Here is a 14,424-nt window from a genome sequence, read left to right on the forward strand (position 1 = left end):
CGCGGTTGCGGCTCGGCGGCCCGGCGCCGCGCCGCGACCCGCTCGCGAGATACCGCCGCGGGCTTCGCCGCGCTCTTCGGCGCCTCCACCACGACAGGATCGAGCTGGACCGCCGCGCCCGGCGCCGCCGATTGCGCCAGGCAAGCCTCTCCGGCAAGGGCCGGCAGCAGCAAGGCAGACGCTGTCCAGGACAGCAGCACCGTGCCTTGCGTTCTGCCTGTGCGCCACGAACGCCCTCGCCCCAACGACGGACTCATGATCCTACTTCCCACTCCAGCCCCACTTTTTCCCGCGGGCGACGCTGAACGCCGTCGCGATCTCGCGCGAAGCTCGCCGCGCGCACCGGGAATCTGGTTGCGCTGGGACAAACAGCGCGCTGCTTGGAATTAGTTTCGTTCCAGCTTCGGCACGAACAGCACGTTGAGAACTCGCTATGCCGCGACATGATCGCGGTGCGGATCGAAGGGGAACACGGCACGAAACACGTCTTAGGGGAATTAGCGAAGCGTCATCCACCTCTTCTCATGCCTGCTCGGCAGACATGGTGGATTACGCCTTCTCCCAACCCACCCCGCGCACCTACAAGCGGTTGCGTTGCCCGACGGGCAAAACACGCTAGCGGTAGGGCAAGGCGCGCAGGCGAAAATATTCGCCTTTACAGAATTTCGGCTTTGTCGCATTGTCCCGCCACCTCACCCCGGTCAGAGGGGCGTATCGCGATCGTCACGAAACGTGGGGTGAGCTGCGGTGGACGCTAGTCACATCGGCGCGAGAGGCATTGCAGGGCGGGCAACCGTGAGCGACAGGCCTGTTGCGCACACGACCGGTGTGACATGCGTACGGCAAAACCGTGTCGTCCTGACGCCCGGGTCTGTGCGTCAAGTCTTGCGGTGATGCGTGTTGCCCGACCGGGTGCGCGCGTCAGCTATTCGTGAGGCGACGGGGGCAATAGTGCATCGCTCCCCGGGGAGAGCTCGGCATAAGCCGTCAAACCACTGCGCAGGGAAGGCCGGGTTGTCCTGGCTACACCTGTATGCCGCTGTGCAGCTTCTTGTCACGCAGGATTCGCACAGTGGACCGCGGGTGCCAGCCGGCACCCGGCCTTCCCTGCGCCCTCTGACATCTGAGGGCGACATGACCAATGCAGGACTCGGGCAGGAACTGTCGCGAGACCGCAGCGTTATGTTCAGTTTTCGAAAAAAGCACGCAAGTTCGTCCAATTCGATCGGAATCGCGAATGCAGACGGCGCGACCAAACGTCATCACGCGTCTCCGATCTTGCGCGAGAAAATATTGGCGCAATAATGCCGCTCTACGTTGTGATCCGGAATCAACCGGACCAGCATTTTGGAGGGCGACGAAATTGTTCGCTCGCGCCGCGGCCTCGGTCGCCGTGACTATCACCTTGGCCACCATTGACGGTGCGGCCGCACAAACGGCCAACCAGCCGCCGGATACGATGGCGGCGCGGGTCGAGGCCTGCACGCCCTGTCACGGCAACAAGGGCGAAGGCACCAGCGACGTCTATTTCCCGCGGCTTGCCGGCAAGCCCGCCGGCTATCTCTACAATCAACTGCTCGCCTTCCGCAGCGGCCGCCGCAAATATCCGCCCATGAACTATCTGCTGGAGTTTCTGCCCGATCCGTATCTGGAGGCAATGGCGGAATATTTCGCCGGCGAACATCCGCCGCTGCCGCAGCCGGCGCCGAGCGAGGTCAGCAAGGACGTGCTGGCGCAGGGCGAGCTGCTCGCCACCAGCGGCGATGCCAGCCGCAATATTCCGGCCTGCGTGAGCTGCCATGGCCCGGGACTCGCAGGCATGCAACCCGGCATCCCCGGCCTGCTCGGCCTGCGCGCCAATTACATCAGCGCCCAGCTCGGCGCCTGGCGCTACGGCACTCGCACGGCGAAATCGCCAGACTGCATGCAGCAAGTCGCAGGCCATCTGACCGAGGCCGACGTCACCGCGGTCGCGGCCTGGCTCGCGACACGACCGGCGCCCACGAACCCGGCTCCCGTGCCGAAAGGCAGCTACGCGCTGCCTTTCGGCTGCGGCAGCCAGCCCAACTGACGAGGCGGATGATGGGCTCGAAACTGTCGACCGCACTCATATCGATCAAGCTCCTGGCCCTCGCCGCGCTCACCACGGCCGCGCAGGCGCAAGACAAGGCTCAAGACAAGAGCAGCGACATCATCGCCCGCGGCGAATATCTCGCCCGTGCCGGCGATTGCACGGCCTGTCATACCGCGCCGGAGGGCCGCCTGTTCGCCGGCGGCCGCGCCATGCCGACGCCGTTCGGTACACTCTACACCTCCAACATCACGCCGGACCCGGATACCGGGATCGGCAAGTGGAGCGCCGACGACTTCTACAAGACCATGCACAGCGGCCGTTTCCCGGACGGCGGGTTGATCTATCCGGCCATGCCGTTCGCGTCCTACACCAAGGTCACGCGCGCCGACAGCGATGCGATCTTCGCGTATTTGCGCTCGATCGCGCCGGTGAACCAGAAGAACAAGCCGCATGAGCTGCGCTTTCCCTACGACAACCGCCAGCTCATCCTCGGCTGGCGCACGCTGTTCTTCAGCGAAGGCGAGTTCAAGCCCGATCCGAAGAAATCAGCGGAATGGAATCGCGGCGCCTATCTGGTCGAAGGCCTCGGCCATTGCGGCATGTGCCATTCGCCGATCAACGCGCTCGGCGGCACCTCGCAATCGGATGCCTTCAAGGGCGGCCTGATCCCGATGCAGAACTGGTACGCGCCCTCGCTCACCTCAAACCGCGAGGCCGGCCTCGGCGACTGGAGCATCAAGGACATCACCGACCTGCTGCAGACCGGCGTTTCCATGCGCGGCGTGGTCTACGGCCCGATGGCCGAGGTCGTGCACAACAGCCTGCAATATCTCAACGACGAGGACACCAAGGCGATGGCGGTGTACCTCAAGAGCATCGCGGAGCCCTCGCCTCCGCCACCGGCAAGCTCGACGCTGCCGACCACCGAGAGCAGCCTGCTGATCAGCCTCGGCAAGACCGTCTACGACAAGCAGTGCGCGAGCTGTCATGGCACGCAGGGCGAAGGCAAGCCGCCGCACTGGCCGCCGCTTGCCAACAACCAGTCGATCGAGATGCAGTCGGCGGTCAATCCGATCCGCATGGTGCTCAATGGCGGCTATCCACCGGGCACCAGGGGCAACCCGATGCCCTACGGCATGCCGCCTTTCGCTGGCCTCCTGTCCGACAACGAGATCGCCGCCGTCGTCTCCTACATCCGCACCGCCTGGGGCAATCGCGGCACGCCGGTCTCGGCGCGCGAGGCCAACGAGCTGCGCTCCGCACCGCTGAATTGAGAATCACATGATCAACTCCGATCCGCCGACCAGCCCCGCTAGCGCCGACCAGGCCGTCGAGGAGGTCGTCGCGCAAGGCCCGTCCGGCGCGATCGTGCTCGCCGGCATCGCCACCGCCTGCGTGGTCGCGATGTGGCTCGCCTTCTATCTGTTTGTCTTCCTGCCCCGCGGATCGCTGCAATGAGCGCAGAGGATACTCATCACGACAGCGCAGAGGTCGCGGCCCGCGTCGAGCGGCGCTGGGCGACCATCGCCGTGATCATCATCGTGATGATGGCGCTGCTGGCGGCTTTCGCCGGCATCCATCGCGCGACCATGCCGCAGCCGCGCGTCGAGATCACCGATCCCTCGCGCCTTCATCTGTCCGGCGAATTCGTCGAGAGCAATCTCGGCAGCGTGCTGGAGGCCAACGGCAACGTCACGGTGCGTGCAATCGGCCAGCAATATTCCTTCACGCCTGCCTGCATCGTGGTGCCCGCGGATACGCCGATCACGCTGCGGGCCACCAGCGCCGACGTCGTCCACGGCATCCTCATTCAGGGCACCAACGTCAACACCATGCTGGTGCCGGGCTACATCTCCGAGCAGCTGATGCGCTTCGCGAAAACCGGCGACTATCTGATGCCCTGCCAGGAGTTTTGCAGCTTTGGCCACGAGGGCATGTGGGGCAAGGTCAAGGTGATCGACAAGACCGAATTCGCCGATCGCGCGAAGGGTGGCGGGAGGCTGAGCTGTGTTGGTCAATAGGAAGCTCATCCTCGCCCATTTCTGGCTGGCCTTCGCCGTATTCGGCATCGCGCTCACGCTCGGCGCCTGGCAGATGTTCATCCGCAGCCCGATCGGCACCTGGCTCTCCAACCCCGAGCTCTATTACCGCTCGCTGACCGCCCACGGCACGGTGATGGGCTACGTCTTCCCGACCCTGGTGGCGATGGCATTCGGCTACGCTATCAGCGAGTCCGCGCTGCAGCAGCGCCTGGTCGGCGTGCGCTGGGCCTGGGCAGGATTCTGGTTGATCGTCGCCGGCAGCATCATGGCGGTGATCCCGATCGCAATGGGGCGTGCCTCGGTGCTCTACACCTTCTATCCACCGCTGATCGGCAACGTCTTCTATTACCTCGGCGTCGTGCTGGTCGTGGTCGGCTCATGGATCTGGGTGGCGCTGATGTCGATTAACTTGCGCGTCTGGCGCAAGGCCAATCCCGGCGCGCCAGTGCCGCTCGCCATGTTCGCCAACGTCGCGGGCTCGTATTTGTGGGCCTGGACCGCGGTCGGCGCCGCGCTCGAGCTGCTGCTCCAGATCATTCCGGTTGCGGCAGGCCTCAAGGCCACCATCGATGCCGGCCTGGCGCGCATCTTCTTCTCATGGACGCTGCACGCCATCGTCTATTTCTGGCTGATGCCGACCTACATCGCCTATTACACCATCGTGCCGCGCGCGATCGGCGGTCGCGTCTATTCCGACTCGATGGCGCGGATCTCCTTCATCCTGTTCCTGGTGGTGGCGATGCCGATCGGCATGCACCACACCTTTGCCGATCCGCAAGTAGGCGCCGGCTTCAAGTTCATCCATTCCGCCTTCACGGCGCTGGTCGCGCTGCCGACGCTGCTGACCGTGTTCACGATCTGCGCCTCGGTCGAGATCGCGGCGCGCCTGCGCGGCGGCCGCGGCATGTTCGGCTGGATCGGGGCCCTGCCCTGGGACAACCCGATGATGCTGGCGCTGGCGGTCTCCTTCGTCATGCTCGGCTTCGGCGGCGCCGGCGGCCTCATCAACATGAGCTATCAGCTCGATGCCTCGATCCACAACACGCAGTGGATCACCGGGCATTTCCACCTGATCTTCGGCGGCGCCATCGTGATCATGTATTTCGCGATCGCCTATGATCTGTGGCCGCATCTGACGGGCCGGGAGTTGATCGATATCCGCCTGATCCGCACCCAGCTCTGGCTGTGGTTCATCGGCATGATCGTGACGACGTTCCCGTGGCACTGGGTCGGCATTCTGGGGATGCCGCGCCGCATGGCCTATTTCGACTTCGGCGATCCCGCGATCGCACCGCAGGCATTCTCCGTCACCCTGTCGGCCATCGGCGGCTTCATCCTGCTGGCCTCGGGCATCATGTTCATCGTCATCCTGGCGCGTGGCATGCGCGCGCCTCAAATCGACGCCGGGCCTTATCGCTTCGCACTCGCCGTGCATGAACCAAAGACGGTGCCGGTCGCACTCAACACCCACGCGCTATGGGTGGCACTGATGATCGGCCTCACCCTCACCAATTACGGCTATCCGATCCTGAATCTGGCGCTGAGTTCGGGCACCTCGGTGCCGGCCGTCTATGTGGGAGCGCAGTGATGAGCACGCGCGACCTCTTTACTCTCCGCAACAGCCATTTCAGGACTGGCGTCGGCATCACCGCCGCGATCCTCGTCGTCACCGCGATTGCCGGCTTCATTGTACTGCCGTTCGCACAGCCCTGGGTTCAGTTCGCCGGCGTCTGGGATGCGATCTGCAGCGCCGCTGGCGTACCGCAGCGTGCGGCCAGCGTCACGGCGCCCGAACAGGCAAAACGCCTGTCCGAGGTCGTGCTGACCTCGAACACGTTGTCACGTCCGAGCCAGGAAGCGATCGGCCGCGGCGCAACGCTTGCGCAGCGCTGCGCCATCTGCCACGGCCCCACCGGCGTCAGCCGCGCGGACTCGCCCAATCTCGCCGGCCAGTATGCGGCCGTGATCTACAAGGAGCTGCACGATTTCCGCTCCGGTGCGCGCACCAACGCCGTGATGTCGCCGTTCGCGGTCAACCTGACCGACCAGGAGATCGCCGATCTCTCCAACTATTACGCCTATCTGCCGCGGCTTCCGGCCTATCATCCGACGCCGCAACTGCCGAAACCCAACATCGTCATCTACGGCGCGCCGATGCGCGGCATCGCGCCCTGCGGCTCCTGCCATGGCAGCCTCGACAACAAGACCGGCAGCCCGTGGCTGGAGGGACAGTCCGAAGCCTACATGAAGGCGCAGCTTCACGCCTTCGCCTCCGGTGAACGGCGCAACGACATCAGCCAGCAGATGCGCAACATCGCCCGCGGAATGACGCCGCAGGAGATCGAGCAGGCCGCGGCGTACTACGCCTCGCAGCCGCCTGATGTGGTGAAGGCGGTGGATTGAGGATGGCACTCGTGCCCCGGACGCAGCGCAGCTTCAGCGGTGCGCTGCAGAGCCGGGGCCCATCTCTCCGAGGCGTTCGGGCGGCGTGGGTCCCGGCTCTGCGCAGCAACGCCGAGGGCGTTTCAGCGCGTCCGGGACACGAGAGTTACCTACGACGACGCCAGCTTCGGCCGGCCGTAGATCGCATCCGCGCGCTTTTCGAACGCGCTCGAAAACCGCGCGAAGGCGGCGTCGAACATCGAGCCCATCAGCAGCGCCAGCATGCGGCTCTTGAATTCGTAGGACAGGAAGAAACCGACGTCGCAGACGCCCTCACCTTTGGGCTCGAACGTCCAGCGGTTTTCCAGGTTGCTGAAAGGACCTTGCAGATATTCGACCAGGATCTTCTGATTGGCGCGATCGAGGCTCACGCGGCTGGTGAAGGATTCCTTGACCAGCTTGAACGAGACCGTCATGTCGGCGACCAGCACCTCGGTGCCGTCAGGCTTGGCCATGCGCTGGCGCACCTTCAGCGCGCTGCAGAGCGGCACGAATTCCGGGTAGCGCTCGACGTCGGCGACCAGATCGAACATCTCGGAGGCGCTGTGATTGACACGGCGCTTGCTCGAAAATTTGGGCATGGCGGTTCAGCGGGCGGTTGCGGCCCGCGCGGCCCTCAGTCTCGCAAAATCCTCGCCGGCATGATGCGACGAGCGGGTGAGCGGGCTCGCCGACACCATCAGGAAGCCCTTGGTGTAGGCGATCTTCTCATAGGACGCGAACTCGTCGGGCGGCACGTAGCGCATCACCGCGTGGTGCTTGCGGGTCGGCTGCAGATACTGGCCGATGGTCAGGAAATCGACCTCGGCCGAGCGCAGATCGTCCATCACCTGCTGCACCTCGTGGCGCTCCTCGCCGAGGCCGACCATGATGCCCGACTTGGTGAAGATGGTGGGATCGAGCTCCTTGACCCGCTGCAACAGCCGGATCGAATGGAAATAGCGCGCGCCGGGCCGCACCGTGAGATAGCGCGACGGCACGGTCTCGAGATTGTGGTTGAAAACGTCGGGCTTGGCGGCAGCGACCACCTCGAGCGCCCCCTCCTTGCGCAGGAAGTCGGGCGTCAGGATCTCGATCGTGGTCGAGGGGCACGCGGCCCGGATCGCGCGGATGGTCTGGGCAAAGTGCTCGGCGCCGCCGTCAGCGAGATCGTCGCGGTCCACGGAGGTGATGACGACATGGGCAAGGCCGAGCTTGGCGGTCGCCTCGGCGACGTTCTCAGGCTCGGCTGCATCCAGCGCATTGGGCAGGCCGGTCTTGACGTTGCAGAAGGCGCAGGCGCGGGTGCAGGTGTCACCCATGATCATGAAGGTGGCGTGCTTTTTATCCCAGCACTCGCCGATGTTCGGGCAGCCCGCTTCCTCGCACACCGTGTGCAGGCCGTTGGCGCGCACGATGTTGCGGGTCTCGCCGTAGCCGCGGGTATTGGGCGCGCGCACGCGGATCCAGTCCGGCTTCGGCGGCGAAGCGGAGTCAGGGCGATTCACCTTTTCGGGGTGGCGCGGGCGCAGCGGGTTCGTGATGGTATCGACAATAACGACCATGGGGTGTCCGGTCTGTTCAGGTCCTACCTAGTCGGTCTCGCCACGCATCGCAACCCGGCTCGCGCCGCTTCAGGGAACATGGCAGATATGGGCAATATCTTGCTCTGTTCTCAGGCGATTCTCACCTCGAATGGCTCCAGTATCGAAGACTTCCACACCGCGGCTCGGCAAGGTTCTGAAGCCGGCCTTTTTCAACCGCGACGTCCGCGAGGTCGCCCGGGACCTGATCGGTGCCACCATGCTGGTCGACGGCGTCGGCGGCCTCATTGTCGAGGTCGAGGCCTATCATCATACCGAGCCGGCGGCGCACTCCTACAACGGGCCGACGCCGCGGAACCAGGTGATGTTCGGCCCGCCCGGCCATGCCTATGTCTATCGCTCCTACGGCATCCACTGGTGCGTGAACTTCGTCTGCGAGGAGGAAGGCTCGGCCAGCGCCGTGCTGATCCGCGCGCTGGAGCCGACGCACGGGATCGCCGTCATGCGCCGCCGGCGTCACCTCCAGGATGCGCACGCGCTGTGCTCGGGTCCGGGCAAGCTGACCGAGGCGCTCGGCATCACCATCGCGCACAACACGCTGCCGCTGGACCGGCCTCCGATCGCGCTGCATGCGAGGACCGAGGAGTTGGAGGTGGTTGCCGGCATCCGGATCGGCATCACCAAGGCCGTCGAGCTGCCCTGGCGCTATGGCGTCAGGGGCTCAAAGTTTTTGAGCAAGCCGTTTCCGAAATAGCGTCCTCAGGACGCCTGCTTCAGCCGCTCCAGCGCCTCGAGCAGCTTGGCCTTGCGCGCCAGCGCGGCCTCGCGCTTTTCGCGCTCCTCCTCGACGACCTCCTCGGCCGCGTTGGCGACGAATTTTTCGTTCGCGAGCTTGGACTCGGCGCGCTTGATGTCGGCGTCGGCCTTGCCGATCTCCTTGTCGAGACGCGTGCGCTCGGCGGCGACGTCGATCACGCCCTTGAGCGGCAGCGCGGCCACCTCGCCGCGGACGAGCAGCTGAACCGCTCCGTCGGGCGCGCGATCGGCGAAGGAGATGTCCGACAGCCGCGCCATGCGCTTGATAACGTCGGTCCAGCGCGGCGCGCGCTCCCTGGTTTCGGCGGAAGCGCCGACGAGCACCAGCGCCGTCAGCGTCGCCGGCGGAATGTTCATCTCGGCACGCACCGAACGGATCTGCGTGATCAGGTCGATCACCCAGCCGATCTCGGCTTCTGCCTTGGGATCGGTGAAGTCGGCGTGGTCGAAGATCGGCATGACCAGCATCGGCGACATCAGCGGTTCGGTCGGTCCGGCCGCTGCGGCGAGGATTGCGAGCTGCTCCGGGGTCGGCTCGGCCGGCTTCAGCGGCCATTGCGCCAATGCGAGCAGACCGTCGCGCTTGGCCGTCACCTCCCACAGCTCTTCTGTGATGAAAGGCATGAAGGGGTGCAGCAGCTTCAGGATCTCGTCGCGCGCCCAGGCGACCATGGCGCGGGTCTCGTCCTTGGCGGGGCTGTCGGGGCCCAGCAGCACGGGCTTGGCGAGCTCGACATACCAGTCGCAATAGACGTTCCAGACGAAGCGATAGATCGCGCCAGCGGCATCGTTGAAGCGATAGGCCTCGATCGCCTCGGTCACCTCACGCGTGGTGTGGGCGCTCTCATGCGCGATCCAGCGGTTCAACGTCTCCTTGGCCTTCGCCGGCTCGAAACCCTCGGGCACGGCGCAATGGTTCATCTCGGCGAAGCGGGACGCATTCCAGAGCTTGGTCGCGAAATTGCGGTAGCCTTCGACGCGGCTGGTGGCGAGCTTGATGTCGCGGCCCTGCGCCGCCATCGCGGCCAGCGTGAAACGCAGCGCGTCGGCGCCGTATTCGTCGATCAGGTTGAGCGGATCGATGACGTTGCCCTTCGACTTCGACATCTTGGCGCCCTTCTCGTCGCGGACGAGGGCGTGGATGTAGATGGACGAGAACGGCACCTCCTTCATGAAGTGCAGGCCCATCATCATCATGCGGGCGACCCAGAAGAAAATGATGTCGAAGCCGGTCACCAGCGCATTGGTCGGATAATAGCGCTGCACCTCGGGCGCATCCTCGGGCCAGCCGAGCGTCGAGAACGGCCACAGCGCCGAGGAGAACCAGGTGTCGAGCACGTCCTCGTCGCGCGTGATGAAGCCCTCGCGCTTGTTGCGGTCGAGCGCCATCTCGCGGCCCTGCTCGGCCGTGATGACTTCCTGCTCGACGTAGTAGCCGAGCGCGTGGCTGACGGCCTCCTCCTCGGTCTCGGCGACGAACACCTTGCCGTCAGGTCCGTACCAGGCCGGGATCTGGTGACCCCACCAGAGCTGGCGCGAGATGCACCAGGGCTGGATGTTCTCCATCCACTCGAAATAGGTCTTTTCCCAGTTTTTCGGCACGAACGACGTCTCGCCCGAACGCACCGCCGCGATCGCGGGCTTTGCCAGCGTCTTGGCGTCGACGTACCACTGGTCAGTCAAATACGGCTCGATCACGCTGTTGGAGCGATCGCCGTGCGGGACCATGTGGGTGTGCGGCTCGATCCGCTCGACGAAGCCGAACGATTCCAGCCGCGCGACGATGCGCTTGCGCGCGGCGAAGCGGTCGACCTTGTGGAATTCCTCGGCGAATTGTCCGGCGCCTTCCGGCAGGTCGCGCAGATAATCCTCGTTGTCGACGAGATCGAGACAGCCTTCCCTGTCGATCACGCTGATCCGGCGCAGGCCGTGGCGATTGCCGACCTCGAAGTCGTTGAAGTCGTGCGCCGGCGTCACCTTGACCGCACCCGAGCCCTTCTCGGGATCGGAATACTCGTCGGCGACGATCGCGATCTTGCGGCCGACCAGCGGCAGGATCACGTTCTTGCCGACCAGCTTCAGATAGCGCTCGTCCTCGGGATGCACGGCAACGCCGGTATCGCCCAGCATGGTCTCGGGGCGCGTGGTGGCGACGACGATGAAGCTCGAGGGATCCTCGGGATTGAACGTCTTGCCCTCGATCGGATAGCGCAGATACCAGAGGTGGCCCTTGACCTCGGTCTGCTGCACTTCGAGATCGGAGATCGCGGTCAGCAGCTTGGTGTCCCAATTCACCAGCCGCTTGTCCTTGTAGATCAGGCCGTCGCGGTGCAGCTCGACGAACACCTTGATGACGGCCTTCGACAGGCCCTCGTCCATGGTGAAGCGTTCGCGCGACCAGTCGCAGGAGGCGCCGAGCCGCTTGAGCTGGTTGATGATGGTGTCGCCGCTCTCGGCCTTCCACTGCCAGACGCGCTCGAGAAACTTCTCGCGGCCCATCTCGCGGCGGCCGGGCTGCTGGCGCTCCATCAGCTGCCGCTCGACCACCATCTGGGTGGCGATGCCGGCATGGTCCGTGCCGGGCTGCCACAGCACGTCGCGGCCGCGCATGCGCTCGAACCGGCACAGGATGTCCTGCAGCGTGTTGTTGAGGGCGTGGCCCATGTGCAGCGAGCCCGTCACGTTCGGCGGCGGGATCACGATGGTAAAGGGCACGGCGTCGCGGCGGTCGGGGCGGCCGGCCTTGAAGGCAAGGCTGTCCTCCCACACCACGGACATGCGGGCTTCGATATCGGCGGGCTGGTAATTTTTCTCGATCATGGGGCTGTTAGAAAGCCGCGTGTGCGGGTCAAGTCAACGGGAAGCTCAGCGGCAAAGGCTGTCCAGCCCGGTCCGCAGACCGAATATGCCACAGGAGCAGGGCTTTATCGGGGCCGCACGACCGTCTCAGCGGCCGCCGCGCGAGACCCGCTCGATTTCGGCCTTCACGATGCGTTCAACGAGCCCCGGCAAATTGTCGTCGAGCCAGGATTTCAGCATCGGACGCAGCATCTCCTTGACCAGATCCTCCAGCGTCCGTGCATTGCTGCTGAGCACCGTATGGGCCAGGGAGTTGAAGGCGGATTCGACCGCCGAGACCGTCGACTGCGCGAGCATGGGCTGCTGCGGGGGCAGCGGCGGGGCATCGAAGTCCACCGGCGCGTAGGACGGCGGCGGGATCGGACGCGGCGGCGGCGATTCGGCGAATTCGAGATCGTCGCGCGGCTCGACCTTGCGGAAGCTCGGCGGAGGCGGCGTCGGGTCCATCGCCATCTCGTCGGTCAATTCGAGCACGTCGGGCTCAGGCTCGGGCTCCGGCTCAGGCTCGCGGACCTCCGGCGCAGGTGTTGCCGCATCGAGCCCCGCCAGCAGCGCGTCGATATCGTCCTGGTTATTGGATGCATCCGCCGCAGGTGCAGGCGGTGGGGCCGGTGCAGGCTTTGCGGCAGGGGGTGGCGCGGGCTTTTCAGCGGCAGGCTTGGCAGGGGCAACCTTGGAGGGCGGAATGTCGTTCATCGCCTGCGGCTTGGGTGCGGGCGCAGCAGGAGCTGGCGTCGGCTTTGCAGCCTCAGCCGGCGGCGGCTTGGCCTCATCGTCGGCAATGATGCGCCGGATCGAGGCCAGAATCTCCTCCATCGAGGGTTCTGTGACCTTTGCAGGCTGCGTCATCTCCGACTCCACATCATCAACGCCCTCGCATGCGTTGTTTTACACCAAGCACGACAGGATTGGCCGGTTCCGGATGGGTGGCCCGACATTTTCGTCGCGGCAGCCCGACTTGTCCCCAGATCACGGCTCAACGTGCAGCGGTGCGCCCCTGCCCCCGGCACTCAAGCTTTACGCATACGGCATCACTGCCGGCATCACTGCGAGGCGAATCGACCCGCATCGTCTTGGCAAGGCTATGTCAGGGATTTTGATGATTGCAAGCAAAGCGCCGGTCGGCCTCGGCAATTCACGAGGCCGACCGGACGAGTACGGGAATCAGCGCCCGTCAGGCGTACGCACGCCGGCCCAGCTATCGCGGACCTGATGGTAGTGAACGCTGGGATCATAAACCGTCGTCCCAAGGCCGAGGACCTGCGGCGCCAGACGGCCGACGGCGGCGAGGACGTTGTACGATGCGACGACACGGTCGTGCTGCGCGGTCACGAGCGCGACGCGCGCATTGACCAGCGCTTGCTGCGCGTTGAGCACGTCGAGCGTGGTGCGCTGACCGGCCTTTGCCTCTTCACGCACGCCGTTCAGCGCGATCTCGGACGCCGTCACCTGCGCTTGCGCCGATTGCACCTGCGCCTTGCCGGCCTGCAGCGAACCCCACCACTGCACGACGGTCGCGCGGGTCTGATCCCGCGTGTTTTCGAGGTTGAGACGTTGCTGCGCCAGGTTTTCCTTGGACTGGCGGATCAGCGAATATTCGGAACCACCCTGATAGATCGGCACCGAGATCTGCGCGAGCGCGGAAGCGCTGAGCGAGCGGTACTGAATCAAAGATTGTTCGTAGGCCTGGGTCACGCCCGCCTGCAGGGTGACCGTGGGCAGCAGAGCGCCCTCGGCAACCTTGACCTGCAAGAAATTGACGTCAATGCCGAACATCGCGGCCGTGACGTTCGGATGCTCGACGAGGCCGAGCTCGACCGCGGCAGCGAGCGTCGCTGGCAGGAAACGATCCACCGGCGAGCCGGGTGCCAGATTCGTCGGCTCGTTGCCGATGATGCGACGGAAGTTCGCGCGCGTCGTGGTGAGATTTGCTTCCGCGGTCAGGGCCTGCGTCCTGCCAGCCGCCAGCTGTGCTTCCGATTGCGCAACGTCGGTGCGCGTCACCTCGCCGACATTGAAGCGGTCACGGGTCTGCTTGAGCGTCTGCTCGAGCACCCGCACGTTGCTGCGCTGGACTTCGAGCGTCGCCGCGTCGCGCAGATAGTCCATGTAGGTCGTGGCGGCCTGGAGCAGCACGGTTTGATCGAGGCTGCGCAGCGCTTCGCGGGAGCCGGAAACCTGACTCTCCGCGGCGCGCGTTCTGTTGGCGGTCTGGTTGCCGTTGTAGAGCGTCTGGGTGGCAGTCAGTCCCACGCTTCGGGGATAGCCCTTACCGTTAATCGGATCGCTGTTGGTGGCACTTTTGAAGTCCGAGTACTGAATGCCCCCGCTCGCCGTCAGCGAGACCTTCGGGCGATATCCCGACAGCGCCTGCGGCACGTTTTCATCAGTCGAGCGCACCTGGGCGCGCTGTGCGTTGAGCTGTGGATTGTTCTGATAGGCGCGCACCAGCGCGGACTCGATCGTGTCCGCCAAGGCAGGCGTCGGCCCGGCAAGCGCGAGCAGCAGGACCGAAACCGCAGCTCCGGTGAAGAGCTTCACCCCATGCATCCCAAAAATTCCGTTCATTCTAACGCCCGGCTCGTGCCCGCGAGCTGGGTTACCGTCTACGAGTGGAGTCGTTGCCCCGCCGCAACATAAGACGCGGTCAAGCGCGACGGAACTACCT

Annotated in this window: 13 protein-coding genes; 7 read left to right on the forward strand and 6 right to left on the reverse strand. The window is 65.1% G+C overall.

Annotated features, from left to right (window positions below; all coding sequences use genetic code 11):
• On the reverse strand, positions 1-257 hold a 257-nt coding region (locus XI03_RS00170; protein ID WP_271590971.1), incomplete at its 3' end, for a hypothetical protein.
• 1,106 nt (positions 258-1,363) lie between these two features.
• On the opposite strand from XI03_RS00170, the gene XI03_RS00175 reads away from it, so the two are divergent.
• From XI03_RS00175 to XI03_RS00200, 6 genes are read left to right on the forward strand one after another with little or no spacing between them, the layout of a single operon-like run.
• On the forward strand, positions 1,364-2,071 hold the full coding sequence (locus tag XI03_RS00175; RefSeq protein WP_038970296.1) for a c-type cytochrome: 708 nt from the start codon (positions 1,364-1,366) through the stop codon (positions 2,069-2,071).
• Positions 2,072-2,079: 8 nt separating this feature from the next.
• A complete protein-coding gene (locus XI03_RS00180) occupies positions 2,080-3,348 on the forward strand; it encodes a cytochrome c (RefSeq protein ID WP_442869674.1) in 1,269 nt (422 codons plus the stop codon).
• Positions 3,349-3,355: 7 nt separating this feature from the next.
• Positions 3,356-3,532 carry a hypothetical protein gene (locus tag XI03_RS00185; RefSeq protein WP_018320427.1) on the forward strand — a complete coding sequence of 59 codons (177 nt, stop codon included), beginning with the start codon at positions 3,356-3,358 and terminating at the stop codon, positions 3,530-3,532.
• A complete protein-coding gene (locus XI03_RS00190) occupies positions 3,529-4,095 on the forward strand; it encodes a cytochrome C oxidase subunit II (RefSeq protein WP_271590972.1) in 567 nt (188 codons plus the stop codon). Before XI03_RS00185 ends, XI03_RS00190 begins: the two co-directional genes overlap by 4 nt.
• Entirely contained in the window at positions 4,082-5,704 is a 1,623-nt protein-coding gene (locus tag XI03_RS00195) for a b(o/a)3-type cytochrome-c oxidase subunit 1 (protein ID WP_271590973.1), read from the forward strand. The genes XI03_RS00190 and XI03_RS00195 overlap by 14 nt, the downstream gene beginning before the upstream one ends.
• Complete coding sequence (locus XI03_RS00200) at positions 5,704-6,519, forward strand: c-type cytochrome (protein ID WP_271590974.1); 816 nt, start codon at positions 5,704-5,706, stop codon at positions 6,517-6,519. Before XI03_RS00195 ends, XI03_RS00200 begins: the two co-directional genes overlap by 1 nt.
• 149 nt (positions 6,520-6,668) lie before the next feature.
• On the opposite strand, the gene XI03_RS00205 is transcribed toward XI03_RS00200, so the two are convergent.
• Both XI03_RS00205 and lipA read right to left on the reverse strand, forming a co-directional pair.
• Positions 6,669-7,139 carry a type II toxin-antitoxin system RatA family toxin gene (locus XI03_RS00205; protein WP_028144690.1) on the reverse strand — a complete coding sequence of 157 codons (471 nt, stop codon included), beginning with the start codon at positions 7,137-7,139 and terminating at the stop codon, positions 6,669-6,671.
• 6 nt (positions 7,140-7,145) lie between these two features.
• Entirely contained in the window at positions 7,146-8,102 is a 957-nt protein-coding gene (lipA, locus tag XI03_RS00210; protein ID WP_271590975.1) for a lipoyl synthase, read from the reverse strand.
• Positions 8,103-8,232: 130 nt separating this feature from the next.
• Here lipA and XI03_RS00215 point away from each other — a divergent pair, with 130 nt between their 5' ends.
• The gene (locus XI03_RS00215) at positions 8,233-8,835 is read left to right on the forward strand and encodes a DNA-3-methyladenine glycosylase (RefSeq protein WP_271590976.1); all 603 of its coding nucleotides are present in this window, start codon (positions 8,233-8,235) and stop codon (positions 8,833-8,835) included.
• Between the two features lie 5 nt (positions 8,836-8,840).
• Here XI03_RS00215 and XI03_RS00220 read toward each other — a convergent pair whose 3' ends face one another.
• The 3 genes from XI03_RS00220 to XI03_RS00230 all read right to left on the reverse strand — a co-directional run bounded on the left by XI03_RS00220 (position 8,841) and on the right by XI03_RS00230 (position 14,306).
• A complete protein-coding gene (locus XI03_RS00220; RefSeq protein WP_271590977.1) occupies positions 8,841-11,717 on the reverse strand; it encodes a valine--tRNA ligase in 2,877 nt (958 codons plus the stop codon).
• A 126-nt stretch (positions 11,718-11,843) separates the two neighbouring features.
• Positions 11,844-12,605 carry a PopZ family protein gene (locus XI03_RS00225; protein ID WP_271590978.1) on the reverse strand — a complete coding sequence of 254 codons (762 nt, stop codon included), beginning with the start codon at positions 12,603-12,605 and terminating at the stop codon, positions 11,844-11,846.
• Positions 12,606-12,920: 315 nt separating this feature from the next.
• Complete coding sequence (locus tag XI03_RS00230) at positions 12,921-14,306, reverse strand: TolC family outer membrane protein (protein WP_028144695.1); 1,386 nt, start codon at positions 14,304-14,306, stop codon at positions 12,921-12,923.
• Positions 14,307-14,424 lie beyond the last annotated feature (118 nt).

The sequence above is a fragment of the Bradyrhizobium sp. CCBAU 65884 genome, from assembly GCF_028128835.1.
GTDB classification, from domain to species: Bacteria; Pseudomonadota; Alphaproteobacteria; order Rhizobiales; family Xanthobacteraceae; genus Bradyrhizobium; species Bradyrhizobium ottawaense.